This is a genomic window from Halorubrum vacuolatum, from assembly GCF_900188065.1.
GTDB lineage: Archaea > Halobacteriota > Halobacteria > Halobacteriales > Haloferacaceae > Halorubrum > Halorubrum vacuolatum.
The window spans coordinates 208,489-232,323 of record NZ_FZNQ01000002.1 but is presented as its reverse complement, the minus strand read 5'-3'; the positions used below and the strand labels follow the sequence as shown (position 1 = coordinate 232,323).

Below are 23,835 nucleotides of genomic sequence, written 5' to 3'. Positions count from 1 at the left end.
GACCGCTACTGGAACCCGCGACCGTCCAAACTGTGCTCCGCGAGAACCGTCCGATCGAGTTCGATCCCCAGTCCCGGCGCTTCAGGGACCGCGATCCGGCCGTCCTCGATCAGCGGCGTCTCCCGAACCAACAAGTCCTCCCACCAGTCGACCTCCAGCGCGTGGAACTCAAGGAGATCGAAGTTCGGGAGCGTCGCACAGAGGTGGACACACGCGACGGTCCCGACGGGGCTGCAGACGTTGTGTGGGGAGATCGGGACGTACTGTTCCAGCGCTCGATCGGCGACCCGACGGGTCTCGATCAGCCCGCCGACGGTCGTCGGATCCGGAGTGATCACGTCGACGCCGTGTTCGGAAACCAGTTTGGTGAGTTCGTGCACTCGAAACCGGTTCTCACCGGTGGCGATCGGAGTCCGTGTCGCCTTCGTCACCTCGATCTGTGCGTCCATGTTCTCCGGCGGAATGACGTCCTCGAGCCAGAGGAGATCGAACGGTTCGAGTGCGTGGGCGAGCCGTTTCGCGCTCTCGACCGTGTAATCCCAGTGGCAATCGAAGGCGACCTCGACGTGACTGTCGACCGTGTCCATGACCCGCTCGACGATCGCCCGCTTTCGGGCGACATCCTCGCGGGTCAGCCGTCCGTTGAACGGATCCGGATCGTTATCGGCTGGGGTGTCGAGGTCGAACTTCAGCGCCGAAAACCCCATCTCCGCGACTCGCTCGGCCTCACGGGCGTACGCCTCCGGCGTATACGCCCCGACATCGGCGTACGCCGTCGCGCCGTCCTCCACCGCGTAGGCCTCGCCGGCGTGACAGTCACAGTAGAGCCGGACCTCATCACGGTACTTACTGCCGAGCAGCTGGTAGACCGGCAGCCCCAAAATCTTGCCCGCAGCGTCCCAGAGCGCGATCTCGATCCCCGAGGCCGCCGTCACGACCTTCCCGGTCGTTCCGCCGTGCCCCGACATCTCCTGAACGATCAACCGGCCGAGCCGCTCGACATCGAGCGGGTTCTCCCCGAGGAGGAATCGCTTCGTGTATTCGACCAGTTCCGGAACCCCGCCACCCCGATACGCCTCGCCGATCCCGATCACTCCGGCGTCGGTCTCGACTTCGATCAGGTTCCACTCGAAGTTCCCTTCGAGGACGCAGGTTCGGATGTCGGTTATCTCGACGTCCCGGTCCGGAGGTCTATTGGTCCCGCCTGTGGCGTAGTCCCTCATCCGTTCCCCTCATCGTCGCCGGGGGCTCCCCGGTGGGTTCGTCGGTATCGTCGATCCGGTCCGCATGTGGCGGGAAAGTCGGGAGGGCTTCGTTCCACCTTCGGTCTTCTGGTATGCATCGGTCCAGTAGACGGAGGCATACATGGAGAACGTTACGCCGGACGGTTCTACCGTTCGGAATGTGGGTCGGCGCCGCCGTCGCTCCTTGCGGGCTCGACGCCCAAGTCATCCCCGTGTAGGTGTTCGGGGCCCGATGTTTCGCGGTCGTCTTCATGCGCCGGATCGGTAATCGTTGGGGGTTCGGAGGAGTCGATCTCCGAGACGCTGCCCGCCGACGCGGTCTCGAAACGACCGACGCGTTCCCGGAGCGCGCTCGCCCGCCGTTCGAGATCGTGTGCGCTCTCGGAGACGGTGCCGAGGGTGGCGACCTGCTCTTCGGCCGTCGAGGCGACCGTCGTCGCCTCCGCAGTCGTTTGTTCGCTGATGCCCGCGAGCTCGTCGACCGCGCCGGTCACCTCGCTCACGGCGGTCGCCTGCGCGTCCATCGCGCCGGTGATCTCCTGAACGCCGTCGTCGGCCGCCGCGACCCGCTCTGAAACGTCGTTGAGGGCAGTTTCGGCCTCCTCGATGACTGCAACGCCGTCCTCGACGCTCGCGCGAATGGCCGCCATTTCCTCGACGCTCGCGTCCGTGCGCTCGCCGAGGTCCGCGAGACGTGACTCCACCTCCGCCGCGGAGGACTGGGTCTCCTCGGCGAGCCGTTTGACCTCCTCGGCGACGACCGCGAACCCGGATCCCGCCCCGCCGGCACGGGCGGCCTCGATGGAGGCGTTGAGCGCGAGCAGGTTCGTTCGATCCGCGATCTCCGCGATCGCCTCGACGATCGCATCCACCTCGGACATCTACGCTTCCAACGCGGCGATCGTCTCCGCGGCCGACTGGGACCGACGATCGATCGTGTGGAGTTCGTCGACGGCTGTGGCGGCCGCGTCGCGTCCCTCGACGGTCCGCTCGTCGGCTAGCTTCGAGGTCCGAGCCACCTCCTCGGCCGAGGCGGCGACCTCCTCGATCGTCGCCGACATGTCCTCCATCTCGTCGGCGACCAGCCCCAGATCCGTGCTCTGCCGCTCCGCCCCGGCGGATATCTCATCGACGGCGTCGCTCGTCTCACGCCCGGCCTCGACGACCTCGTCAGCGCCGGCGGCGAGCGCCTCGCTCGCGTCGGCGACCTCCTCGGCGAAGGCGTCGACCTCCGCGACCGTTCCCTCCAGGTCGGCCATCGTCTCGTTGAAGGCGGTCGCCACCGCGCGCAACGCCTCAGGGTCGTCCGGCCGCGAGTCGATCCGTGCCGTGAGGTCGCCATCGGCACACGCCCGCATCGTTTCGCCGAACTCCGCCGCGCGTTGAGCCAGCCGTTCGGCGAACGCCTCGCTTTCGGCTTTCGCCTGCTCCGCCCGTTCACGCTGTGTGCTAGCGGTTTCGATCTGTTCCCGGAGTGACTCACGCATCGAGTCGAACGAGCCGTAGAGCCGCCCCAACTCGTCCCGTCGGCTCGTGGAGAGGTCGACGTCCAGCTCGCCGGCTTCGAGGTCCCCTGCGCGGGCTCCAAGCCGGTTCAGCTCCGCGACCGTGCCGCGGCCGAGGGTAACTCCGAGGAGGCCGAGCCCGACCACCGCCACCCCGAGGATAAGCAGGATACTCTGTGCGACGCTGTCGGCGATCGCGAAGGCGACGTCGGGTGAGACGTGGACGACGGCTGTCCAGTCGGTTCCATCGACCGGGGCGTACGCCGTGACCTGCTCATCCCCACCGGTGACGCTCGACTGTATCGTGCCGAGGAAGGCTGGCTCGGTGGCCCCCTCCATGACCTCCCAGGAGTCTGCATCGTAGCTCCCCCGGAGGCTCCCGTCGGCCCCGAGGATCGACCCGTCCTCGTCCACGAGCGCGACGGCGGCGTCGTTGGCGTTCAGATCGCCTATCGCCCGGTCGATGTTCGTCTCGACGACGACGACGTGATCCTCGTCGACGCCGGCGACGAACGCGAGGCGATTTTCGCTCCGTACCGACCCGCCGGTGAGGTGTCCCGGCTGATACTGCTCTGTGACGGCGACGCTTCCATCCGCGACGGTACGGTGATCGAACCGCGGCGGGTCGAACACCTCCGGGGGGTCGTCGGTGCTGCTCGCGAGGACGGTGTCGCTCTCGCGTTCGACGAGGTAGATACCGAGGATGTCCGGAGGCGCTTCCTGCTGGACCCAGCGCAGCTCCCTCATGGCGTCGGCGGGGTCGTCGATGTCGACCATGTCGCTCGCTGCCTCCTGTGCGATATCGGCCCGTTCGGCCTCCCAAGCGGTCGTCTCGGCGCTGATCAGCTGTGCGAGTGCGACGTACTCGGCCTCGGCGTCGCTCTCGAGCTCCGCGGTCGTATCCGCGTACGTGACCGCCCCAACCCCGCCGATCAGGACGAGTATCAGCACCAACACGGCGAGGAACTTTACGAGATAACTACGTGCGATGACGTCCGGTACCAATCGGCCGAGACGACGACGGAGGGCACGATCTGCCATTGACCCCATCGGCTACGGTTGGCCTATTCAACCTGTGGCCCTACGTATCAGTTCCGATATTTTCGGCCGGTGGGCGGACGACGGCATAACAGTTCCCGCTCGAAACCCGGGCCTCGACTGGGTCAAGCGCGCTCTCCTCGAGGTCCGCCTCGAACTCCCTCGGCGAGTATATGTGATAGAAGCGGGGGACCGTCTCGCCACCCGGGAGCGTCCAATCGATCGTGGTATCGAAGCTCGTTTCGCGATCGAACCGATCGTGTTCGGTGCTCCATGCACTGACGAGGGCGACACCGTCCGGCCGAAGGACACGGGCCAACTCGTCGAGGCTCCCGATTCGCAACGCTCGCGTGTCGAGGTGGTGGATGGTCGCGACGTACACCGCCAGGTCGACGGCGTTCGTCCGGATCGGCAGCCTCGACGCGTCACCGTGCAGCATGCGCACCTGATCGGCATATCCACGCTCGCGTGCCCGGGCGCTCGCCTCCCGGAGGAGCCCTCGGCTGACGTCCAACCCAAGGACCGTCCCCGAATGAGGGATGAGCGCCTCCATGTGGCGCCCGTTGCCACAGCCGAGGTCGAGCGCCAAATCCACCGAGCGACCGGCGAGGAACGTCTCCACCTCCGGCCACGCATACTCACGCGTCTGCGAGAAATGTTCGGCGATCCGGTCGTACGTCGACTGCGGGTCCATGTTCCCGTCTCGTCGGGGCCGTTGATAATCCCGTTCCTCGGTCTCGCCGGTCACAGTCCCATCAGGACGAACGCGATCCCCGTTATCGCGAGGAGGATCACCGCGTGTTTGACGCCGTCACGAACGGATCCCTCCCCCAGCTGACCGGCGACGAGTCCCGAACAGATCGCCTGGATCACGGAGGCATGGAAGAATATCAGCTCGTACTCGAAGACGTCGATGTCCTCGAAGCCGTCGCCGCCGATGCCGGCGATCCCGTCCGGGCTCACGTCGCCCGTTGCGCCGATGTTCGCCCCCTCGATGGCCGGGATGAACGACACGGTAAGCGCCGCGATGATCCCCAAAAAGACGAGAAACGAGAGGTAGATGACGATGAGGTAGGTCAACATGACCTGCTTTCGCTCGCGCCGGAGCCGCTCCGTCGCCCGGGTCTCATCGGCCGCGATCCGAAGCACTGGGCCGATATCCCCGCTGGCCTGCATCGAGTTGGTGATCAGCGCCACCGCCCGCGTGAGCGTCGAGGACCGCACGCGTCGGGCGGTTCGGTGGAACGCGGTCGTGACGTCGGCGCCCCAGTTCACGTCGCGCTCGGTCCGGCGAAGCTCCGGGGTAAGCGCGCCGAGATCGGAGCCAGCGACACGACGAAGGCTCCCGACGATCGACGTCCCCGCCTCGTTGATGCGCGCGAAGCGGTCGAGGAAGTCCGGGATTTCGACCTCAAGCTTCCTCGTGCGGCGCTTGTCGATCTCGTACACGACCGCATAGCCGAGCAGCACGAAGGCCACGCCCCCTATGATCGCCCCGTCGACTTGCGCGATCATTCGTGTCGGCGAACCGATCGTCACCGGAAACGCCGTGAGCCCGATCCAGATCACCGCGATGGGCACGGTGATCACCGCCGTCGAGGCGGGGTTTCTGAGCACGTGGTCGACGGGAGCGGCCACCCAATCAAGCGCCGACCGGAGCCGGTCGTGGGCCGCAAGCCGTTCTTTGTTCGTCTCCCACTGTCCATCGACGGCGCCCTCACGTACTGAGCCACCGTCGGTGACGCCGACCGTGCGTTCGTCCGTCGCTTGCTCCTCGAGGGTGACCGTCTTCGAGCTGCCGGGGCCGCCGGTAACGCTGTCGACGTACACGACGAAGCCGAACGTCGCGAGCGGGATCGCGAGATACACCATGACGCGCAACAGCGCGAGGGTGTCCTCCAGAACGAGCCCGATCACGACGAGAATGGTGATGAAAAAAAGCGGTCCCGCGACGAACACGGTGACGTACGCCTCCGCGAACGTGGAGAGCAACTCGAGATACTGCTCCTGTTTCGACTCGGCTTCCGCCTGATACCGCTCGTACTGGGCACGGAGAAACCGCGAAAGCGACTGTCCCGACCCGAGGACGGCAGCGAGGTTCTCCGAGAACTCAGAGAGGTCCTCGCTCGGCGTCCGCTTGGCGGTCCGTTGGAGCGCGGTGAGCGCATCCGTCCCGAACGCATTCATGTCACGAACCGCAACCGCCAGCTCCGAGGCCGCCTCGCCGTAGACCTCCTCGTGTTTGGCGAGGGTGTTCATCACCGCGGGAAACGCCATTCCCGACCGCGAGAGTGCGTAGATGAACGCGACGGTCCGCGGGAGGGTGGCGTCGATCTGTGACGCTCGGGCGGCGGCCCGCTGGGAGAGCAGCTCCCAGCGTGCGTAATAGGTACCGACTGCGACGGCGGCCCCAAGCGTTACTGACGACAGCAGATATACCACAAGCAACTCGGCGAAGCTCGCATCAGGGAGGTCGTTCAAGACCGTGAGAAACGCGAGCGACGGGGGAAGCGTCAGCGTGACCTCCTCGCCGACGGCCTCGATCAGAAGCACCAGCGGTCCACCGAGATACACGCCGACGACGGAGCCCACGAACAGGAAGATACCCGCATACAGCAAGGTCTTCGAGGCATAGACGCGATGTGTGCCGCTAACATGGGCGGCTCGAAGCAGCTGGCGCTGGCGTTCCCGCCGCGTTTCATCCCCCGCGACGTACTCGCCGAATAACCGGAGCGAAATGCGAGTGATAAACAGGTCGACGCGTCTGCTCACGAGCCCCGCTGCTAAGAGAATACAGCACAGCACGGCGACGGCGAGCGGAAGGTGCCGGATCATTCCGTCTCGTCGACGGCCGCGGTATTGGCGACACCAGCGGCGGCAGTCTCGACATCGACGTCGACGGATGGTGCCGAGGCCGTATCGACGTCCGCCTCGTTGGCCCGTGTTTCGATCCGATCCATTGCCCGTTCGGGATCCGCGTAGTACTCGTTCACCAGCGCGGTGAACTGCCGATAGTCGTTCACGCCGAGTCGGCCTAAGAGATCGAGGAAGCGTTCCCGACGGCGGATCTCACGCAACAGCTCCGCGCGCGTCCATCCCCGCTCGGTCTTGATCTCCTCCATGAGCCGTGAGTCGTTGCGTCGGAATCGATCCGCGTCCGCCTCCCATTTGAACGCCGAGGAGTAATCGAGCTCGCCAGTCCGCTGATCGATGCTCCCGATCTCGCCTATCACCTTCGCCCGCCTGGCCCGATCCCCGCCGATCCGAGCGAGCGTCTGAATCGAGAGCATATCCAGCGACTGAACCATCGCTCGGGGGACGTTGATCGGGTCGTTCTCCAGCCGGTTGATCACGGTCTCGATCGAGTCCGCGTGCATCGTCGAGAACGTCGTGTGGCCGGTGTTCATGGCCTGAAAGAGGGTGACGGCCTCCTCACCGCGAACCTCACCGACGATGATGTACTCCGGGCGATGTCGCAGCGCGGATCGCAGGAGGTCGTACATGTCGATGTCGGCGCTCTCGTGAAGCCGCTCGCGGGTGATCGAGGAGAGCCAGTTGTCGTGATACAACGACAGCTCGCGGGTGTCCTCGATGGTGAGCACCTTCGCGCGCGGCGGGATAAACATCGAAACCGCGTTCATCGAGGTCGTCTTTCCGGAGGCGGTCCCGCCGGCGAAGATGAGGCTCTTGTTGTGTTCGATACAGAGCCAGAAGTACGCCATCTGTTCGACCGAAAACGTCCCGTAGTCGATGAGGTCGATCGGCGTAAACGGGTCGTCGGCGTACTGTCGGATGGTGAACGCGGAACCGCGCGGGGTCACCTCCCTTCCGAGCGCGAGTTCGGCCCGTGAGCCGTCCGATAACGTCGTCTCGACGATCGGATCGCCGACCGAGACGTGCCGGCCAGACTGCTGAGCGAGCCGAATGACGTAGCTGTCGAGCTCGCGCTCGCTGAAGGAGACGCTCGTCTCGACGTCGGAGTAGGTGTCGTGATAGACGAAGATCGGGAGGTCATACCCGTCACAGGAGATGTCCTCGATCCGCGGGTCGTGAAGCAGTGGGTCGATCTTTCCGAAGCCCCGGAAGTCGCGATACAAGTAATAGACCAGCGTGTGGAACGTGTCCATCCCGACCTCCACACCATACTCCTCGAGAAGCGTCTCTACCTCCGTTCGAAGCGTTTCCTCGTCGGTTTGTCCGGCCCCTTCGCGGTACAACAGTGGGTCCCGAATGTCGTCGCTCACCCGATCCAGAAGCGACCGCTCGAAGGTATCGAGCGCCGGTTCGACCGCGTAATACCGGTGTTCACTTCGTTCATCGTCGTAGGTGATCACGACGTACGCGTACGGGGCGTTTACCCAGTATCGTTCGACCTCCCGTTCCCCAGCCGGAACGGTGAACGACGCCAGTGGTCCGTCCTCGCCGGGCCGGAACGGGCGGACGTCGATGTTGGATCCGACCAGCATATCCCACGTATTGACGAGACGGTCTCGGAACCCATCGACGGACCCGTCCATCCCGTTTCTTGAAGCGTCGCCCGCCATCGTATTCACAGTATAACACCACCATGACTTAAATGCGCTTCCGCAGCTATCACCGTTGGAAATCGGAACGGACGGGCGACGGCCCGTCGAACGTGTCTCATCCGGTCCGCTCGACTCACGACGGCTCGGTTTCCGGCTCCGTGACGCGGTCGGCCGTCAACAGCATGCCACCGAGGACGAGTATCAACAGGGTGCCGATCGGGATCGGTACGCCCGGGATCCCCCGTGTCACGATGAGATAGTTCGCGACGACGAGGACGAGTCCGGACCCGCAAAGGAGCGCCCCCATCGCCCGAACGGGATCTATCGGACCGGCCTCGACCCGCGTTTCACGGAAATAATAGACGATCGATAAGACGACCGCCGCGGCGATGAGCACCGCGCCGAGTACCCACATCAGGTAGGCGAGAAAGACGAACTCGCCCGTCTGCTGGACGACCGCCCGTCTGATCGAGAGGAACTCGAAGCTTCGCCCGTCGATCTCGAGGTCGCTGAAGTAGACGAACTCCGCGAAGACGAAGCGAATGTAAAGGACACCGCCGATGCCCTCGGCCGTCGAATACGTGACGTTCCACGGGATAAGCGCCGCCAGCCACGCCGAAACGACGGCGAGTTCACCGGCGTACTCCGATCGGACCCAGACCATACCGGGTTCCGATGGCCGCAACCGATAAAAAGCCCCGAGGACCCCGTGCCGGGTGAGACGCGGTGTCCGTGCGGGTTCATGATCGGGCTGGCATGCAGGTGGTCCAGCACCGGGCTGGCTTTTATACCGGCTCAACGTCAGGTTGATAGGTCCACACCGGCAATACCCGTCTACGAGATGCGCCGCGACTATTTCGAGTTGAGCGTCGAGGGCGTCGGGGACGCCGACCCGCCGGTCCCGCTCGTCCGGATCGACTTCCACGGTCCGGAGGGACTTCTCCGTGATCGACTCTCGACCGCCGATGGGGAGCTTCTTTCGGCCGGTGAGCTCGACGTCGCCTTCCGGCTACGCGAGCCGCTTTCGGACGCCGAGGACCGGCCAATCGCCGCCGACCGAGACACGGTCGGGGGCGTCGTCGGGGTAACCAACCGGTACACGGGGGATTTCATCCTCGAACTCAACGAGAACGCCACCGACGTCTTCGCGTTCATTCAGGCGGCGCGACGACACGGAAACGCCGGCGACGGCGAGGCACGCTATCACATCGAGGTCGACATCGATGGCGAGCGACTCCTGAACTACGAGAAGGAAACGTTCCTCGTGTACGACCACGAGGGAAACCTGTTGCGTGAACACAGCCTCATTCCCTCCGGCGTCGAGCTCTGAACGGGAATCTCACGGGACCTCCGTCCGGGTCGACCGCGAACGGATTGGATGGAGCTTTTAAGAGTCGTTCACGAACACCGTCCATGAGCGATTGGACCGACGCGATCGTGGGGGACCGTATGACGGTGGACCAGGAGTTCACCGACCGCGTGATGTCCTCACGCTTCTCGACGCAGGAGTGGGGCCTGATCATGACCGCCGCGGAGTTCGAGATCGAGCACGCCGACGATCCGGAGCGGGCCCGTATCGTGGCCGACACCTCGAATCTCCCGGCGATCATGCCCGAGCTCGAAAACGTCCGATCCGGCATGGCCGCGATGGGCGGCGCAGGATCGGCGGGTGGTTCGAATAACGGATCTGGCGGCGGGATTCTCGGAGCGATCAAAGGGGCGCTCGGGATCGGCGGCGACGCCGGTGGTTCGGACGACGAGGAACTCGAAGCCGCCGAGGCGCTCGTTCAGGAGTACGCCGATCGGCTACAGGCGCATCTGGAGGATACCGGTCGGTGGGAGCAGGTCAGGATCGCCTACCAGGAGTAACCGACCGGTGGAGTATTTTCCGGTCACGTCAGTTGGCCGCTCCCTCCGCCCTCATTCGGCGGCGTCGCCGCTGCGAAACAACGCCAGCTCGCCCGCCTCATAGATGTTGATGAGCTCGTTGATCAGTTCGTCGTACTCCTCATCGTCGATCCGGAGCGCATCGAGACGTGCGACCGTCTCCTCGTCGAGATGTATCTGTGGCATGGTCGATGGTTGACCAGCGAATGATAAAAACGATCGGGGTGGCGGAACTCCAAAGCCGGGTCCCGCGACCATCGGTGACCTTCTCCGTGCGATCGGTGGCGCTGCTGCAGGCGTTGACGGCTCCTGCGATCGGCGGCGAGACTCCCGTGGTCGGTAGCGACACTCCCGCGGTCGCTGGAGGGGGATTCCGTGGTTCTCGTTCGGCTTATCGTTGTTCGAACTGATGGCGAACGACCGTGGCATCGTCGTCCCACTCGAAGTTCCCACCGTGGACGCGGACCATCCGTTCTTTATACGCCTCCAGCGAGGGTGATCCCTCGCGGCGGGCGTCGGCGTCGGTCATCTCGCCCAGCGTTCGTTCCGCGACGTCGGTGATCTCGAAGGTGATGCCGTCGACCTCGAAGGTGTCGCCCGGATCGGCATAGCGGTTCCCGCGATGCAACTGGGTGATCTCCCCGCGGACGGCGGCCTCCTTGACGTGCTCGTTTGGCAACAACGTATCGGGATCGAGCGTGGACATATGCGTCCTTTGGGGTCGGAACCACTTATATATCAGACCGGCCCGCGTTTGTTCCGACCGTTCGGATCGTCGGCGGTCGGTCAGCGGCCCCGAAGACACGCCCAGCGGACGTCGACGAGTCGGTCGTCGGTCCCGCTGATCGTCGGCGCTGGGAGATGATCGTTCGCGTTGACGCCGTGGGCGGCCAAATGGATGAGCGCCCGTTCGAGCGAACGGTCGGAACGCTTCACGGTCGCATCGCGGACGTACGGGGCTTCCCGGGGCGTCGACTCGGTGTTTTTCACCTCGATCCGATCCGTGAGCGCCTCGCCGATCGCCCGCGGCGGCTGGTGGAAGTGCCACCCATCGACGGTGAGGTGGAGCCACGGATCGCCGTTTATCGCGTGGTACTCCCCGGTCACGCGTGTCGGGTCGTATGCGACCACGCGAGTCAAGACGGTCGTCTTCGTCCGATAAAGGGCCTCCTTCCGGGCCGAACAGCGGTTGCTCCGGGTCACATCGTCTCGCTCGTAGGCGACGGTCGCCTCGTCGGCGAGCTGTTTTGCGACCTTGTTCACGACGTACAACGATTCGAGCAGATCGTCGGTCGGCTCAAGCGGCTCCACGTCACACGCTCCTCGCAGTCGATACCGTTCGGGTCGAGACCACGTCAGTAGCCCGTCGGCGAGCCGGAGGGATATCGGTTTCGTCGCGATATGGGCGTGCGTTTGCGTCGCTCTGTAACGATGCGGGGATACGTTTAGTATCCTTGAGCACGGATGCTGTGATATAATGTCGCACACGCATGATCGGGATCGCCTCGCGGCGAACGGGTCCGGTCCGCCCACGGACGAGGTGCCGGTGGACGAACGGACGATCCGGATCCTCGCGGGGATATACGAGGGAACCGTGGCGGAGGAGAGCGACCTCTCGACCCGTGGAACGAGCCCGGCCGAGGTCGAAGCCGAGCTCCGGGAGATACATCTACCCAAGCTCGATGCGGCCGGTTACATCGAGTGGGACCCGGAGAGCGGTGAAATCGAGAAGGGGCCACGGTTCGAGGAACTGGCGCTCGAACTCGAGTGGTCCGACTGGGATGACGCTCCGGACGGCTGATACCGGGTCATAAAAAAGCAACCTAATCGTCCGCAGCCGCGGCGTCCTCGGATGCGGTGTCGTCCTCGATGCTCGGCGGATAGACCCCGCGGTCGAGCCTGAGATCCGACTGCGGTCGGGCCATACAGGTGAGCGCGAAGCGTTCGGCCTCCTCCTCGGTCAGGCCCCGTGCGGCCGGTTGCGTCACCTCACCCTCGACGATCTCCGCGGAGCAGGCGAGACACATGCCGACGCGACAGGAGTACTCCTGGGCGATCCCCTCCTCGATGCACGGGCCGAGGATCGTCTCGGTGTCCGACACCTCGATGGTCTCTCCCGTCCTGACGAACTCGACGGTATATTCGGTCATTGTCCGGGATTCCCGTCGCCGGCGCAAAAGCGTTGCCCCATCAGTGCGGTCGGATTGGTCGCCTCCGGTTGGTACCCAAAGTGGAAACGACGACTTCCGGTCCGGCGCGCGCCATCGCAACGACTAATCCCCCGCCGGCCGCTTTCGGGAGTAATGACCGACAAGGCGACCGCAAAGGCCCACCCGATCCAGGGGCTCGTAAAGTACCACGGGATGCGTGATCCGGAGCTTCGATTCCCGTACCACGACAGCATCAGCGTCTGTACCGCGCCGACCGCGACGACGACCACGGTCGAGTGGCAGCCCGACGCCCGCGAGGACGTCTACGTCATCGGCGATGAACGGGTGGACGGACGGGCCGCCGAACGGATCGCGGCGGTCGTCGACCACGTTCGCGACCTCGCCGGGTTCGATCACGCCGTGCGGCTGGAAAGCGAGAACTCGTTCCCCTCGAACATCGGGTTTGGATCCTCCTCTTCGGGGTTCGCCGCGGCCGCACTCGCGCTGGCGGAGGCGGCCGGACTCGACGCCTCCCTCCCCGACGTCTCGACCATCGCTCGACGCGGCTCTTCCTCGGCGGCCCGGGCGGTCACCGGCGCGTACTCACTCCTCGAAGCCGGCCTCAACGACGCGGATTGCCGCTCACGACGTCTGGAGGTCGGGGTCGGGGAGGACGGGTTCGATCCGGAGGAGGACCTCCGGATCGTCGCCGCACACGTCCCTGCATATAAGGAGACGGAGGAGGCCCACGCGGAGGCCGCCGCGAGCCACATGATGGACGCGCGGATGGCCCACGTACAGGACCAACTCGTCGAGATGACGGACGCGCTGCGGGCGGGTTCGTTCGACCGAATCTTCAAACTCGCCGAACACGACTCCCTGTCGTTGACCGCGACGACGATGACCGGACCGGCGGGCTGGGTCTACTGGCAACCCGAAACGATCGCCGTTTTCAACGCCGTTCGCGAACTCCGTGAGGGCGGCGTCCCGGTCTACTTTTCGACCGACACGGGCGCGTCGGTGTATATAAACACCAAGCCAGCGCACGTCGACGCCGTTCGGTCACGGATCGACGAGATCGGTATCGATACCGATGTCTGGCGGGTCGGCGGGCCGGCTCAGCTGCTTGGGGAGAGCGACGCGCTCTTTTAATCTCGCCGGAAGCGCCGATCGGTCTCCGGACCGGGTCGACCGGCGTCCGATCCATTCCCAGCTCAACACTCGACGATATCACCCGTCTCGGGGTCGGGATCCGGCTCGGTCGACCGGGAGACGACGCCGGGGGCGACGTAGTAGGCAGCCGTTTCGGCACGGTCGCCATGGACGCCCGGCCGTTCGATTTCGGACACGCGAACCAGGTTGTCCCTGTGTTCGATGATCGCGCCGTCAACCCGTCCGGCCGCATCCTCGATCCCCTCCCGAGTCCGTCGATAGTCGGGGTGTTCTTGATAAAGGGTTCCGCCCCGGCCCTCATCGACGCTATCTTCTACCAACTGCCGGAGTGTCCCGTTTTCGGTTAACCGCTCGTGATCGATCGGAACCGGTTTGACGTCCGTCTCATCGACACGCTCGAACTCGAGCGACCGTACCGGGGAGGGGTCCGACGTCCTCCAGCGGGAGTCCACGACGATCACGTAGCCGTCATCGACGGCTCTGGTCTCTTCAACCGTGGTCGTGGGTCCCTCGACGCGACCGTATCGGTCGACGTCGATCCGCACGTGTTCGATGTAGCTCGGCTCATAGGACCGCACGAATCGCTCCGCCGTTTCGCGGTCCAGGTTACTCGGCGGGTCATGATCATCGAGCGTGTCGACTGGACACGGCTCCAGGTGTTGCCCTCGATCAAGCTCGCCACTGCTCCGACCGCCCCTGTCGACGCACCCGACGAGGCCGGCGGCTCCCATCGAAAGGACAACCGACCTGAGGAACCGTCGCCGATGCATAACGACCCATCCTTCCCGCCCGAATTGTAGGTGTTGAACGCTCAAACATCGATTTAAGTGAATGGTTCGATCCCGGAGGGGTTCCCCTGTGGAACGAAGACGCAAGCAAGCCGCAGATGACCGTCGAGGCGCGGTACGGTACACCGTCGCGGATCGGAGAGCGGGTTCGGCGGACCCGAATGGTTCAAACGACGGTTTGACCCTCCACGGCAGTTATAACCCTGAGGGGCGTCCACGCGAACGGATACTTCGATCATGGCTCGGCTACTGCCAACGGGAAGCGACACGACCGTCGAACGGACCGATGACCCCGCGGTCCTGTACGTCGATGATCGACGAACCCGGGAGATGATCTCGGTGCTGGCGGTGGACACCGGCTACGATATCTTTCAGCTCCTGAACCGGCGGACGGCGACCGCCTCGGAGATCGCCGCCGAGATGGACCTCTCGATTCAGAACACCAGCTACCATCTCAAAAAGCTCGAAGCGGCGGAGTTGATCTCCGTGGTCGACACCTGCTACTCCGAGAAGGGCCGTGAGATGGCGGTGTATGCCGTCACGCGCGATCCGAAGGTCGTCGTTCTCGGGACCGAAGCCGATCAACAAACCCTGCGAAAGGCGTTCGCGCGGATGGCCGGCGTCATCGGCGTGCCTGCGATCCTGATCGCCGCGTGGGAATCCGTCGCAAACGTCGCGACGCGCGTCCAGGAACACTGATCCGTCTCAATAGCCCACGACTGAAGTCGTGGGTTACTGACAGCGTCGAAAGGTCGAATAGTCAGTAGACGTACGGGTTCACACACATGGGCGGAAACGGGGGGACGCACTCACCCGTCCGGCGTCGGACCGACGTCGACGGCTGCGGCTGTCTTCGGTGTCAGAACGTCACTCTCGACGTGATTCGTCGGTCAAGCCCCGCCGCCGTCGCCTGGAGCACCGACTTCCTCCGTCGCCATCCTTCAACCGTCCTCGTACTCCTCGGATTCGGCGTCGTACAGCTCGCACTGTCGCGGGTCGGGATCGCCGACAGGGTGCTCCCGGACGCCGCACTCGCGGCTGCGGGCGTCGGGCTGCTCGGCGTCGTGATCGGCCGGGGGTACGTAGGAGTTCACGCCACGGCCGCGATTCGGGCGTCGACATCGAACGAGGGTGACGGTGATCAGAACACGTCGACGCTTTCGAGTGCGCGCACGAGTCTCGCCGTCACGCTCCGCCGGCTTCCGTCGTTTCTGGTCGCTGCGACCGTGGTCGGCACCGCGCTCTTCGCAGTGGTCATCGCCGTCACGAGGGGACTGTCCCAAGCGGTCAACACCGCGCTCCCCGCCGTCGGCGCAGCGTGGGCGGTTCCGTACGTCGACTCCGCGCTGCTCGTCGCCACCGTCGCGGTCCTCATCGCAACGCTGGTGAAGTGCTGTTTTCTGCCGGAAGCGTGTTTCGTCGGCGGCTACGGGCCGATCGCGGCGGTCGTCGCGACGTGGCGGATCACGACCGTTCATACCCGGAAAGCCATTGGACTCACTGCCGGACTCCTCGTGTTGTTTCTCGCCGGACAGTTGCTCGACGCCGGGGCCGGGGCCACGGCCCGTCCCGCCGTCCTCGAGCTCACGCTGTGGGAGACGACGGTCACGCTCCGGTCAGTCGGGCTCTCGACGGCGAGCCCCGTTCGACTCGCGCTCGACGCCGTCGTCTCGGCGGGCTACGCCGCGGTGTTCACACACGGATATCTGAGCGGCGCGCTTGAGGACTCACCGTGATCGTCCACTGTTTTCGAATCCCTTGACGACCTCCGATGGACTCCCATGCCGCGCTCACCCGCAGGGCATCGTCGCCGCCAGTTCGATCGCCAGCGTCTTTTCGTCCTCTGCTTCGACGTTCGTCTCTTCCACCGCGAGGTCGACACTCACCTCGTGCCGGACGCCGTCGCAACTCCAAGCGTACGTCGTCCCGAGGTGCGTTTCGGCGAGGTCGCCGTCGTGTGGTCCGACCTCCCGCTCCAGCACGTCGTCCTCGTCGTACAGTGCCGGACGCTCCGTGATCCGGACCCACACGTCCTCAGCCGGCTCCGAGTCGGTACGGTAGTAGAACTCCGCCGTGTACGCGTCCTCGAACTCGTTGGCGTTCGCATCCCGATACTCGAACCGGTCCGGGACGTCAGGCTCGGGCACGGCAAACGGAACGACTGCGTCCGCCTCCGCGACCGTCTCCACGGCGACCGACTCGACCGGTTCATACGTCTCCGTGTCAGGTGGCGGGTCGAACTCGAAGCGGTCGTCGGCGATCGGTTCATCAACCGTCAGGTTCCGGTACTCGGTGACGATCCGCCGGGTCCAGTCGCCGTCGACATCCTCGGGTGCTGCGCCATCAGCCGTGTCGTCCGCTGCGACCGCTAGCTCCACGACCTCTCGGACCACGACGCCAGTCTCCTCGTCGACCCACCATGTCGTCCGACCGGGCGCATCGGCGAGTTCCTCGGCGTCCTCGCCGACGGTTGCCTCGAGTTGCCGGTTGCCGACGTGCAGCGACACCGCCCCCGTCGCGTCTGAACCCGGAACGAGTTCGACGACGTGGGTCTCGCGACCATCCACCTCATCGGGCCCGACGTAGGTCGTCTCGTACTCCTCGACTCGCTCCGCGCTCCAGCCCGAGGGCACCGTCCAGTCGCTCTCGTCATCGACCAGCATCCGCTCGTCGGCGGCGAAGTAGTGCTTCCGAACGTCGCCGTCCACGACCGTCACGTCGCCCGGTGCGGCGTCAACGCCGGAGGCCGCCCGTATCTCGGTGCGAAGCCGGTCCGGAGGATCCTTCTCGACTTCGGCCACGGTCGCGGCGCGCTCGGACTCCTCGCCGGGTGTCTCCCGTGTCTCCACGGCCGTCTCGCGAGACGCGTTCAGGGTGTCATACGGTGCGCCGTCGGACTCCAGCGTGGGCTCCACGAGCGAGTCGGGATCGGGATCCTCGGACCCAACTCCGGGAACACCGTCAAGCACGACGGCGCCAGTAACGGCGCCGAGAGCGAGGACTACCGCTACGAGGAGCGAACGCAGAGTGTTCTGGAGGACCATTTTCGAAATAGTGATGCGTGTACACTTGAATCGCACGCCGCCATCTGTTCAGTTGCGCTCGACCGTGATCAGTCCAGTTGCGTTCGACCGTGTTCAGTCGCCACGACAGCTATCACCAAACGCTCACTCCAGACAGCACGCAATACTCACGGAGGGCAGTCACGCTGCATCGCCGGAAGACGGATCCGAGCGGTTCCGAACGTTTGTTGGTTCGGTTCTTCGTTCACCGAGGCCAGCGATGGAGATGGCCTGGTGGGACGAGTGCGTCAGTGGGGACCCGACAACGACCTGCCGTTACTGATCCACGGAGGACGTCTCGAAGCGGGCAATGAGGGCGGGACGTCTCGTGGCGGGCAATGGGGGCGGGACGTGTCGACAGCGTCGTTGTCGGTGGCCGATCCTACCGGACGTATAAGAATAATCCTGCCGAAGACTACAACCCATATTTTATCGTATCGCTCAACGGTCGGATCGACGACCGTCCCCTCGATCCGTCGTCTCAACACTTATCACCGACAGGCGTCTTCTCACTGCACATGTGTCAATACTGTAATTGGGCCTTCCACGACGGCTGGGGGGAACTTCTCAAATACGATGAGGTGTATCAGTCCGCGTTCGGGCAAGAGACCGAATCGACACATGGATTCCATGAGGACTGGGATGACCTACGCGCCGAACTCGGCCTCTGATCGGCGACGGTTTATAGGGGAAACGCCCCCTCCACCGCGGACTCGGATACGTCCTCTCCCGTCGCCGTCAGCGCGTCGAGCTCATCACGGATACGGCGCTCGTCCATCCCCTGTCCGATAAATACGAGACGGGTTCTCCGGTCGTCATCGGGACCCCACTCGCCGATCGGTCCGGCACGAACCGACGGGCCGGCTTGGCTCATCCCGATCACGTCGTCGGTGCCGGCGACGTAGGCCACGCCCTTCGCTCGGATGATCTCGCCGTCCCACTCGCCGAGCCAGTCCGCAAACGCCTCCGGGTCGAGCGGATCGGCCGATCGGTAGACGAACGAATCGATCCCGTGGGCCGCAGCCGCCCCCTCCGAATGGTCGTGATCGTGGGCGTGGTCATGTTCCGCCCCAGCGCCATCGCCATGCTCGCTCGCGGCGAGTTCGCGCTTCCAGCCGGCCGACCGCTTCGCCGCCTCGAAATCGAAGGAGCCGGTGTCGAGAACGTCGTCCGGATCGACTTCGGAGAAACTCGTTCGGATCCGCCGTGCCCGTGGTCCGAGACGTTCCGCGACCGACTCGATTCGCTCCAGCACGTCGTCCGGAACCATGTCCGTTTTATTCAACACCAACACGTCACAGAACTCGATCCCTTCGACGAGCACGTCGGAAAGCGGTCGCTCCGGATCGGGGTTCGCCCCACCCGGCAGGCTCTCGCCCGCGTCGAACTCCTTCCAGAACCCGAAACAGTCGAGGACGGTCACCATCGTGTCGAGACGGAACCGTTCGGTGGGATCGATCTCCGAATCTTCCGTTCCCTCAGTAAAGGCGCGGGCGATCGGGATCGGTTCCGAGATCCCCGAGGATTCCACGAGCAGATAATCGAACTCGCGCTCCTCCGCGAGCGCGCTCGCCTCGGTCAACAGATCGTCCTGTAACCGGCAGCAGATACACCCGTTCGAGAGGTCGATGACGCCTTCCTCGTCGTTCTCGCGCGCGATGAGTTCGGCGTCGATATTTACCTCACCCATATCGTTGAGGATGACGGCGATCCGTCGATCGCCGGGGTTGGCCAGTAGATGATTTACCATGGTCGTCTTCCCTGCGCCCAAATAGCCGCTCAGTACGGTGACGGGAATTCGATCGTTCTCGCTCATATCCAAGGCTGTGCCTCCGGACACGTAATAAGCGATCGATCGACTATGTGGTTTCCTCAGCAATACAAGGGGAACGCACGTGATAGGAGCGATCATTTATACCCGATGACGAGGCCACTCCGCCGTGATGACCTGATCCGCCGACGGCACGACGGCTCGCGGGTGTGTGGCGCTCCGTCGTGTATCGATGCGTCAAGCGGCGTCACCTGTTCGCCACTCACCCGTATCGTGGGGTATGAAGAAACCCGCTGGTCTCAGTCGCGATCGATGACCGCGAGGTCCTCCCGGCTCCCCTTCGGGACGACCGAGCGAAGCTCGCCGTGGAGGTACAGTCCGACGCCGAGCGATGCCTGCTCGCCGGCGAGTTTGTGCGTGACGATCAGGTAGCCCCAGTCGCCATCCCAGCCCGGCATCGATTGATCCTCCCCAGCGGCGAATCGAGCCGCCTGCTCGGGATCGAGTTCGATGACGTTCCGCGTTGCGGTACGCCCAAAACGCTGTGCTGCACGCATGGTCGGTTTCCAGTGCTCCTGGCGAGTTCGAAGGAAGGTCATTCCGATGGCCTCAACCGAGGTCGGATCGGCTGCCTCGCCGTTGAAGATCCAGACCTTCCCCGCTCCCTTCTCCCAGAACGTGTACCCCTCGAACGTCACAGGTGGGATCCCGAATCGTTCGTCCCACCAGTCGAGTACCTCCCGCCGGCTCGCGCGTCCTGCCACCGTGCGCTCCGCCGGGGTTGCCGGCAGCCGATCGAAGCGCTGGCCGCGGTTCGTCCGCTCGCTCATGTGCCCACCTCCCCATCGTCGACCCGCAACTTCGCACAGAAAAACCCACCCGTGTCGTTGTGGTGCGGATAGATCCGCCGCGCGAGTTCGACGCTCGGGTCGTACGTCTCCCCATCCCACTCGGTGACGCCGGGTACCGCCTTCACCGGGAGGTCGCATGGAACGATCTCACAGTCCACTTGGTCCAGGACGTGATCGAGAACGGCCTCGTTCTCCTCCGGTGCAAACGTACACGTCGAGTAGACGACCGTCCCACCAGGTTTCGTCATCCGGACCGCCCGCGTGAGGATGCCCTTTTGGATCCCGGCGACCGCCTCGACGTGTTCGAGGGTCCACTCGTCGAGCACGTCGGGGTTCTTCCGACAGGTGCCCTCACACGAACACGGCGCGTCGACGAGTGCCCGATCGAACTCGTCGAACGCCAACGGCTTCGTCGAGTAGTTTCGCGCGTCCTGGTTCGTGACGACGACGTTCGTGATCCCGAGCCGTTCGGTGTTGTGTCTAAGTGCCGAAAGGCGGCCGAGGTTGGCGTCGTTGGCGACGATCGTCCCCTCATCGTCCATCGCGGCCGCGATCTGTGTCGTCTTGCTTCCCGGTGCCGCACAGGCGTCCCAAACGCGGTCGCCCGGCTGCGGATCGAGCGCGAGCCCGGGCAGGATGGACACCTCCTCCTGACCATGCGTCCAGCCGTGAAAGTGCGGCCAGTTTCGCCCCGGGTGTCCGTCGGGGAGCCGAAAGAGGCCGTCATGCCATCCCACGGGCTCGTATCTGACTCCCTCCTCATCGAACGCCGCGGCCACGCGTTCCGCGGTGGTCACCGCCGTATTGACACGGACGACCGACGGAAGCGATCTGTCACAGGCCGTAAAAAAGGCCTCGGGGTCGTCGACGAGCGGCGCATACCGCTCAAGCGGATTCATACCACCCGTACCCGTGGCCGCGTTTAGTGGGTTTCGAACGGTCGTCGGTGGTTCAAGCGCTCACCGTCGATCCAGGTGTGATCAGAGGTAAGTACCATGCCCGGGTATGTCAACTTATGTCACAAATCACCGTCGTTGAGGAGGTACCGTTGAACGAACCGGTGCTCGTCGAGGGGTTCCCAGGGATCGGTCTGGTCGGAAAGATCGCGGCCGATCACCTGGTAGACGTCCATGGAATGGTCCATCACGCGAACGTCCACTGTGAGGGGCTGCCACCTGTCGTGACATATGCGGCTGACAACCGTGCCCTCCGAACGCCCGTTCGGCTCTATGCGGATCCGGAAACCGAACTGATGGCCTTACAGAGCGACGTGCCGGTGACCCCCGCAGCCGCGGTGGAGTTCGCCGAGTGTTTTGCGGGATGGTATGAGGAGACCGAGGTACTGCCGCTTTTTCTCTCGGGGCTCCCCCGAGAGAAGGACGTCTCCCCTCCCGATCTCTACGGACTGACGGCGGGACCCGCCGATCCCCGCGCTGCCGACGTCGACCTCGAGGCACCGCCGGAATCGGGACTGATCTCCGGCCCGACGGGCGCGATGTTGGCGGACGCGTTGCGACGGGACCTTTCCGCCGTGGGCCTCATCGTCGAGTCGGACCCACAGTTTCCGGATCCGGAGGCGGCACGGACGTTGATCGTTGACGGGATCGATCCGATCGCCGACATTGAGACGCCGATTGAGGGGCTCACCGACCAAGCGGAGGAGATCAAGGAGGCGAAGGAGGCATTTGCGAGGCGGATGCAACAGGCGAACGAGGAGAGTTCACAGGCCGAACCGTTAAAGATGTATCAGTGACGGCTCACCGGTCAGCCTCCAGTTCGTCGAGGATCGGCCGATATTTGAGTTGGATCTCGTCCCATTCTTGATCCGGGTCCGAGTCGGCGACGAGACCGACGCCGGCAAAGAGCGTCGCCCGCGTTGGTTCCGCCACGGCCGATCGGATCGCCACGGCGAACGCCCCGTTTCCGGCCGCATCGATCCAGCCTACCGGTGCCGCATACCATCCCCGATCGAACGGCTCCGTCTCGTGGATGGTTTCGAGCGCCTGCGCCGGTGGTAGTCCACCGACGGCCGGTGTCGGATGAAGCGCCTCGACGAGTTCGAGCACGTGTCTGTCGGCGTCCAGCTCGGCGGTGATCGGTGTGTGCAGATGCTGGACCGTCGCGAGCCGCCGGACCCGCCGACTTCCCGCGGCGATGGAGGCGGCATACGGCTCCAACTGCGCACGGATCGTCTCCGCGACCAGATCGTGTTCGTGAACGTTTTTTGAGTCGGCCAACAGCTCCTCGGCCAACCATTCGTCCTCCGCCGGGGTCTCCCCTCGACCCGTCGTACCCGCCAGCGCGTCGGTCTCTACGGTCCGTCCACGGAGGGAGACGAGCCGTTCAGGCGTCGCACCGAAAAACATCGCCTCGCCATCATCGGGCTCGAACCAGTAGCGGTGACAGTCCGGATACTTCGCTGTGAGCCGTTCGAGCGTTGCCGCACGCGGGAACGTGGCCGCGAGTTCCGCCTCCAAGGCCTGTGCCAATACGACCTTGCGGAGGTCGCCGTTCCGGATCCGTTCGATCGCCGCTTCGACGCTTCGTTTCCACGCGCGACGATCCGTCGTTCGTCGCCGTTCACGTATCCCTGGCCGAGGTGGCCGGTCGTCGACCACGGTCGAACCCTCGATCGCGGTTCGCTCACGATCGAGACGCTCCTCGACCGTTGCGGCGGTTGCGTCGGTGGACGCGTCGTTCACCGTCAGCCACGTGCCGTTGTCGGCGAACGTGACCTGGACGCGCGGAAGGACGAACCGTGCCTCCGGGAACGGTTCCCACGGACTGCCCGAGCATCCGCCCTCATGGAAGGCAAACCCACCGAATAACCGCGGCCTCGCGGCCTCCGTGCCCGCATGGACATCGCCGCTCTCGAAGAGTTCGTCGGCACCCATGCGGATCTCGGCGAATCGATCCGTTCCCGTCGCCGTGATCGTCGCGGCCGCGTCGCCACCGAGCACCAGCGCATCGTCGGGGGCGCTCCATCCCGTGCGGGGCGTCGGAAGGGCCTCGAACGCCGCGCCAAACGTCGGCGGGTCGATCCTGATGCTCCGGCTGATCAGCCCCGGCGACGATGTCGGGCGCGGCAGGTCCATCGAAAATCGATCGGGTCCGCGTGGCCTTTACGCTACCTATCGCGGTCGTCCCCGGCACCAAGCTGAGTCGTTCTCATTTACATAACCATGTGGCATTCGACGGATCACCTCTCAGCCGTATCGTTCCTCGTTCCACGGGTTCGCGGTGTCGCTGTATCCACGTCGTTCCCAGTAGCCGAGTGTCGGTTCGGTGAGGAACTCGACGCCGGTCACCCATTTCGCCCCCTTATACGCGTACTTGTGTGGAGTGACGACGCGGATCGGCCCGCCGTGATCGGGAGGAAGGTCGTCGCCGTCGTACCCGTAGGTGAACAGTACCCCCTCACGATCGCACGCCTCAAGCGGGAGGTTCGTCGTGTAGCCGTCGGCGGCGTGAAAGAGGACGTGTGCGGCATCGTCGCTGACGCCGGCACGGTCGATGATCTCCGAAAACGGGACGCCCGTGAAGCGACAGTCGAACTTGCTCCACCCGGTTACACAGTGGAAGTCCTGCCGTTGTGTCACCGACGGAAGGTCGCGGAACGCAGCCAGCGAGTAGGTGAGTTCCTCGGTGACCGCCCCCCACACCTCGAACCGATACGTCTCGGGATCGATCGACGGCGTCCCCGACTTCGAGAGGACCGGAAAGCGGTCGGTTTGCCGTTGACCCGGAGGCAGCCGCTCCTCCCCGTAGGCTGCATAGAGGTCGGTGAGGTCTGTGACGGCGTCGGTTTCATGCTCCGTCATGTGCCCACCTAGCCGTTCG

Annotated in this window: 26 protein-coding genes; 8 read left to right on the top strand and 18 right to left on the bottom strand. The window is 64.6% G+C overall.

The genetic code is table 11. The annotated features are described in order from the left end of the window. Positions 1 to 5: 5 nt before the first annotated feature. The 7 genes from CHB65_RS03580 to CHB65_RS03550 form a co-directional block, all read right to left on the bottom strand. On the bottom strand, positions 6 to 1,223 hold the full coding sequence (locus CHB65_RS03580; RefSeq protein ID WP_089383688.1) for a mandelate racemase/muconate lactonizing enzyme family protein: 1,218 nt from the start codon (positions 1,221 to 1,223) through the stop codon (positions 6 to 8). A gap of 167 nt (positions 1,224 to 1,390) precedes the next feature. After that, complete coding sequence (locus CHB65_RS03575) at positions 1,391 to 2,125, bottom strand: methyl-accepting chemotaxis protein (RefSeq protein WP_089383687.1); 735 nt, start codon at positions 2,123 to 2,125, stop codon at positions 1,391 to 1,393. Beyond that, entirely contained in the window at positions 2,126 to 3,790 is a 1,665-nt protein-coding gene (locus CHB65_RS03570) for a methyl-accepting chemotaxis protein (RefSeq protein WP_179213567.1), read from the bottom strand. A 40-nt stretch (positions 3,791 to 3,830) separates the two neighbouring features. Beyond that, positions 3,831 to 4,481: a class I SAM-dependent methyltransferase gene (locus tag CHB65_RS03565; RefSeq protein WP_089383811.1), complete on the bottom strand. Its 651-nt coding sequence runs from the start codon at positions 4,479 to 4,481 to the stop codon at positions 3,831 to 3,833. Between the two features lie 50 nt (positions 4,482 to 4,531). Continuing rightward, positions 4,532 to 6,622 (bottom strand): type II secretion system F family protein, encoded by a 2,091-nt coding sequence (locus CHB65_RS03560; protein ID WP_089383685.1) that lies wholly within the window; start codon positions 6,620 to 6,622, stop codon positions 4,532 to 4,534. Continuing rightward, positions 6,619 to 8,331 carry a type II/IV secretion system ATPase subunit gene (locus CHB65_RS03555; RefSeq protein WP_089383684.1) on the bottom strand — a complete coding sequence of 571 codons (1,713 nt, stop codon included), beginning with the start codon at positions 8,329 to 8,331 and terminating at the stop codon, positions 6,619 to 6,621. Before CHB65_RS03555 ends, CHB65_RS03560 begins: the two co-directional genes overlap by 4 nt. Before the next feature lie 115 nt (positions 8,332 to 8,446). Beyond that, positions 8,447 to 8,977 carry a DUF7549 family protein gene (locus CHB65_RS03550; protein ID WP_089383683.1) on the bottom strand — a complete coding sequence of 177 codons (531 nt, stop codon included), beginning with the start codon at positions 8,975 to 8,977 and terminating at the stop codon, positions 8,447 to 8,449. 177 nt (positions 8,978 to 9,154) lie between these two features. Here CHB65_RS03550 and CHB65_RS03545 point away from each other — a divergent pair, with 177 nt between their 5' ends. Next, positions 9,155 to 9,643 (top strand): DUF5793 family protein, encoded by a 489-nt coding sequence (locus tag CHB65_RS03545; protein WP_089383682.1) that lies wholly within the window; start codon positions 9,155 to 9,157, stop codon positions 9,641 to 9,643. An 83-nt stretch (positions 9,644 to 9,726) separates the two neighbouring features. Further along, positions 9,727 to 10,182: a DUF5799 family protein gene (locus CHB65_RS03540; RefSeq protein ID WP_089383681.1), complete on the top strand. Its 456-nt coding sequence runs from the start codon at positions 9,727 to 9,729 to the stop codon at positions 10,180 to 10,182. Positions 10,183 to 10,233: 51 nt separating this feature from the next. On the opposite strand, the gene CHB65_RS17270 is transcribed toward CHB65_RS03540, so the two are convergent. From CHB65_RS17270 to CHB65_RS03530, 3 genes are all read right to left on the bottom strand, one after another. Then, positions 10,234 to 10,386, bottom strand: a complete 153-nt coding sequence (locus CHB65_RS17270) for a DUF7557 family protein (protein WP_179213566.1) — start codon at positions 10,384 to 10,386, stop codon at positions 10,234 to 10,236. 205 nt (positions 10,387 to 10,591) lie between these two features. Beyond that, positions 10,592 to 10,906 carry an ASCH domain-containing protein gene (locus tag CHB65_RS03535; protein ID WP_089383680.1) on the bottom strand — a complete coding sequence of 105 codons (315 nt, stop codon included), beginning with the start codon at positions 10,904 to 10,906 and terminating at the stop codon, positions 10,592 to 10,594. A gap of 80 nt (positions 10,907 to 10,986) precedes the next feature. After that, complete coding sequence (locus tag CHB65_RS03530) at positions 10,987 to 11,511, bottom strand: hypothetical protein (RefSeq protein ID WP_089383679.1); 525 nt, start codon at positions 11,509 to 11,511, stop codon at positions 10,987 to 10,989. 166 nt (positions 11,512 to 11,677) lie between these two features. On the opposite strand from CHB65_RS03530, the gene CHB65_RS03525 reads away from it, so the two are divergent. Next, the gene (locus tag CHB65_RS03525; protein WP_321166736.1) at positions 11,678 to 12,001 is read left to right on the top strand and encodes a hypothetical protein; all 324 of its coding nucleotides are present in this window, start codon (positions 11,678 to 11,680) and stop codon (positions 11,999 to 12,001) included. A gap of 22 nt (positions 12,002 to 12,023) precedes the next feature. Here CHB65_RS03525 and CHB65_RS03520 read toward each other — a convergent pair whose 3' ends face one another. Next, positions 12,024 to 12,350, bottom strand: coding sequence for a 2Fe-2S iron-sulfur cluster-binding protein (locus tag CHB65_RS03520; RefSeq protein WP_089383678.1), 327 nt, complete (start codon positions 12,348 to 12,350; stop codon positions 12,024 to 12,026). A gap of 153 nt (positions 12,351 to 12,503) precedes the next feature. Here CHB65_RS03520 and mvaD point away from each other — a divergent pair, with 153 nt between their 5' ends. Further along, entirely contained in the window at positions 12,504 to 13,502 is a 999-nt protein-coding gene (mvaD, locus tag CHB65_RS03515; protein ID WP_089383677.1) for a phosphomevalonate decarboxylase MvaD, read from the top strand. Between the two features lie 62 nt (positions 13,503 to 13,564). Here the strand turns inward: mvaD and CHB65_RS03510 are convergent, their stop codons facing one another. Next, a complete protein-coding gene (locus tag CHB65_RS03510; RefSeq protein ID WP_143420339.1) occupies positions 13,565 to 14,293 on the bottom strand; it encodes a hypothetical protein in 729 nt (242 codons plus the stop codon). 255 nt (positions 14,294 to 14,548) lie between these two features. Between CHB65_RS03510 and CHB65_RS03505 the strand changes: the two genes are divergently transcribed. Both CHB65_RS03505 and CHB65_RS03500 read left to right on the top strand, forming a co-directional pair. Further along, complete coding sequence (locus CHB65_RS03505) at positions 14,549 to 15,010, top strand: ArsR/SmtB family transcription factor (RefSeq protein ID WP_089383675.1); 462 nt, start codon at positions 14,549 to 14,551, stop codon at positions 15,008 to 15,010. A gap of 86 nt (positions 15,011 to 15,096) precedes the next feature. Next, positions 15,097 to 16,047 carry a hypothetical protein gene (locus CHB65_RS03500; RefSeq protein ID WP_089383674.1) on the top strand — a complete coding sequence of 317 codons (951 nt, stop codon included), beginning with the start codon at positions 15,097 to 15,099 and terminating at the stop codon, positions 16,045 to 16,047. Between the two features lie 54 nt (positions 16,048 to 16,101). Here CHB65_RS03500 and CHB65_RS03495 read toward each other — a convergent pair whose 3' ends face one another. Then, entirely contained in the window at positions 16,102 to 17,355 is a 1,254-nt protein-coding gene (locus tag CHB65_RS03495; protein WP_089383673.1) for a LolA family protein, read from the bottom strand. Positions 17,356 to 17,891: 536 nt separating this feature from the next. Between CHB65_RS03495 and CHB65_RS17265 the strand changes: the two genes are divergently transcribed. After that, complete coding sequence (locus CHB65_RS17265; protein WP_179213565.1) at positions 17,892 to 18,044, top strand: hypothetical protein; 153 nt, start codon at positions 17,892 to 17,894, stop codon at positions 18,042 to 18,044. A gap of 11 nt (positions 18,045 to 18,055) precedes the next feature. On the opposite strand, the gene CHB65_RS03490 is transcribed toward CHB65_RS17265, so the two are convergent. The 3 genes from CHB65_RS03490 to CHB65_RS03480 all read right to left on the bottom strand — a co-directional run bounded on the left by CHB65_RS03490 (position 18,056) and on the right by CHB65_RS03480 (position 20,894). Then, positions 18,056 to 19,189, bottom strand: a complete 1,134-nt coding sequence (locus CHB65_RS03490) for a CobW family GTP-binding protein (protein WP_089383672.1) — start codon at positions 19,187 to 19,189, stop codon at positions 18,056 to 18,058. A gap of 254 nt (positions 19,190 to 19,443) precedes the next feature. After that, complete coding sequence (locus CHB65_RS03485) at positions 19,444 to 19,974, bottom strand: DUF7122 family protein (protein ID WP_089383671.1); 531 nt, start codon at positions 19,972 to 19,974, stop codon at positions 19,444 to 19,446. Continuing rightward, on the bottom strand, positions 19,971 to 20,894 hold the full coding sequence (locus CHB65_RS03480) for an RsmB/NOP family class I SAM-dependent RNA methyltransferase (protein ID WP_089383670.1): 924 nt from the start codon (positions 20,892 to 20,894) through the stop codon (positions 19,971 to 19,973). The genes CHB65_RS03485 and CHB65_RS03480 overlap by 4 nt, the downstream gene beginning before the upstream one ends. Before the next feature lie 116 nt (positions 20,895 to 21,010). Here CHB65_RS03480 and CHB65_RS03475 point away from each other — a divergent pair, with 116 nt between their 5' ends. Beyond that, entirely contained in the window at positions 21,011 to 21,748 is a 738-nt protein-coding gene (locus tag CHB65_RS03475; RefSeq protein WP_089383669.1) for a proteasome assembly chaperone family protein, read from the top strand. A 4-nt stretch (positions 21,749 to 21,752) separates the two neighbouring features. Here the strand turns inward: CHB65_RS03475 and CHB65_RS03470 are convergent, their stop codons facing one another. Next, the gene (locus tag CHB65_RS03470) at positions 21,753 to 23,090 is read right to left on the bottom strand and encodes an isochorismate synthase (RefSeq protein WP_089383668.1); all 1,338 of its coding nucleotides are present in this window, start codon (positions 23,088 to 23,090) and stop codon (positions 21,753 to 21,755) included. Positions 23,091 to 23,201: 111 nt separating this feature from the next. Beyond that, positions 23,202 to 23,816, bottom strand: coding sequence for a sulfite oxidase-like oxidoreductase (locus tag CHB65_RS03465; RefSeq protein ID WP_089383667.1), 615 nt, complete (start codon positions 23,814 to 23,816; stop codon positions 23,202 to 23,204). Positions 23,817 to 23,835: the final 19 nt, after the last annotated feature.

Excerpts from the sequence above, each read along its gene's own strand:
- CHB65_RS03540 (WP_089383681.1), top strand. The coding sequence starts at position 9,727 with ATGAGCGATTGGACCGACGCGATCGTGGGGGACCGTATGACGGTGGAC.
- CHB65_RS03535 (WP_089383680.1), bottom strand. The coding sequence starts at position 10,906 with ATGTCCACGCTCGATCCCGATACGTTGTTGCCAAACGAGCACGTCAAG.
- CHB65_RS03465 (WP_089383667.1), bottom strand. The coding sequence starts at position 23,816 with ATGACGGAGCATGAAACCGACGCCGTCACAGACCTCACCGACCTCTAT.
- CHB65_RS03550 (WP_089383683.1), bottom strand. The coding sequence starts at position 8,977 with ATGGTCTGGGTCCGATCGGAGTACGCCGGTGAACTCGCCGTCGTTTCG.
- CHB65_RS03525 (WP_321166736.1), top strand. The coding sequence starts at position 11,678 with ATGTCGCACACGCATGATCGGGATCGCCTCGCGGCGAACGGGTCCGGT.
- CHB65_RS03480 (WP_089383670.1), bottom strand. The coding sequence starts at position 20,894 with ATGAATCCGCTTGAGCGGTATGCGCCGCTCGTCGACGACCCCGAGGCC.
- mvaD (WP_089383677.1), top strand. The coding sequence starts at position 12,504 with ATGACCGACAAGGCGACCGCAAAGGCCCACCCGATCCAGGGGCTCGTA.
- CHB65_RS03545 (WP_089383682.1), top strand. The coding sequence starts at position 9,155 with ATGCGCCGCGACTATTTCGAGTTGAGCGTCGAGGGCGTCGGGGACGCC.
- CHB65_RS17270 (WP_179213566.1), bottom strand. The coding sequence starts at position 10,386 with ATGCCACAGATACATCTCGACGAGGAGACGGTCGCACGTCTCGATGCG.
- CHB65_RS03510 (WP_143420339.1), bottom strand. The coding sequence starts at position 14,293 with ATGCATCGGCGACGGTTCCTCAGGTCGGTTGTCCTTTCGATGGGAGCC.
- CHB65_RS03505 (WP_089383675.1), top strand. The coding sequence starts at position 14,549 with ATGGCTCGGCTACTGCCAACGGGAAGCGACACGACCGTCGAACGGACC.
- CHB65_RS03560 (WP_089383685.1), bottom strand. The coding sequence starts at position 6,622 with ATGATCCGGCACCTTCCGCTCGCCGTCGCCGTGCTGTGCTGTATTCTC.
- CHB65_RS03490 (WP_089383672.1), bottom strand. The coding sequence starts at position 19,189 with ATGAGCGAGAACGATCGAATTCCCGTCACCGTACTGAGCGGCTATTTG.
- CHB65_RS03520 (WP_089383678.1), bottom strand. The coding sequence starts at position 12,350 with ATGACCGAATATACCGTCGAGTTCGTCAGGACGGGAGAGACCATCGAG.
- CHB65_RS03500 (WP_089383674.1), top strand. The coding sequence starts at position 15,097 with ATGGGCGGAAACGGGGGGACGCACTCACCCGTCCGGCGTCGGACCGAC.
- CHB65_RS03565 (WP_089383811.1), bottom strand. The coding sequence starts at position 4,481 with ATGGACCCGCAGTCGACGTACGACCGGATCGCCGAACATTTCTCGCAG.
- CHB65_RS03580 (WP_089383688.1), bottom strand. The coding sequence starts at position 1,223 with ATGAGGGACTACGCCACAGGCGGGACCAATAGACCTCCGGACCGGGAC.
- CHB65_RS03570 (WP_179213567.1), bottom strand. The coding sequence starts at position 3,790 with ATGGCAGATCGTGCCCTCCGTCGTCGTCTCGGCCGATTGGTACCGGAC.
- CHB65_RS03475 (WP_089383669.1), top strand. The coding sequence starts at position 21,011 with ATGTCACAAATCACCGTCGTTGAGGAGGTACCGTTGAACGAACCGGTG.
- CHB65_RS03495 (WP_089383673.1), bottom strand. The coding sequence starts at position 17,355 with ATGGTCCTCCAGAACACTCTGCGTTCGCTCCTCGTAGCGGTAGTCCTC.
- CHB65_RS03485 (WP_089383671.1), bottom strand. The coding sequence starts at position 19,974 with ATGAGCGAGCGGACGAACCGCGGCCAGCGCTTCGATCGGCTGCCGGCA.
- CHB65_RS03470 (WP_089383668.1), bottom strand. The coding sequence starts at position 23,090 with ATGGACCTGCCGCGCCCGACATCGTCGCCGGGGCTGATCAGCCGGAGC.
- CHB65_RS03555 (WP_089383684.1), bottom strand. The coding sequence starts at position 8,331 with ATGGCGGGCGACGCTTCAAGAAACGGGATGGACGGGTCCGTCGATGGG.
- CHB65_RS17265 (WP_179213565.1), top strand. The coding sequence starts at position 17,892 with ATGTGTCAATACTGTAATTGGGCCTTCCACGACGGCTGGGGGGAACTT.
- CHB65_RS03575 (WP_089383687.1), bottom strand. The coding sequence starts at position 2,125 with ATGTCCGAGGTGGATGCGATCGTCGAGGCGATCGCGGAGATCGCGGAT.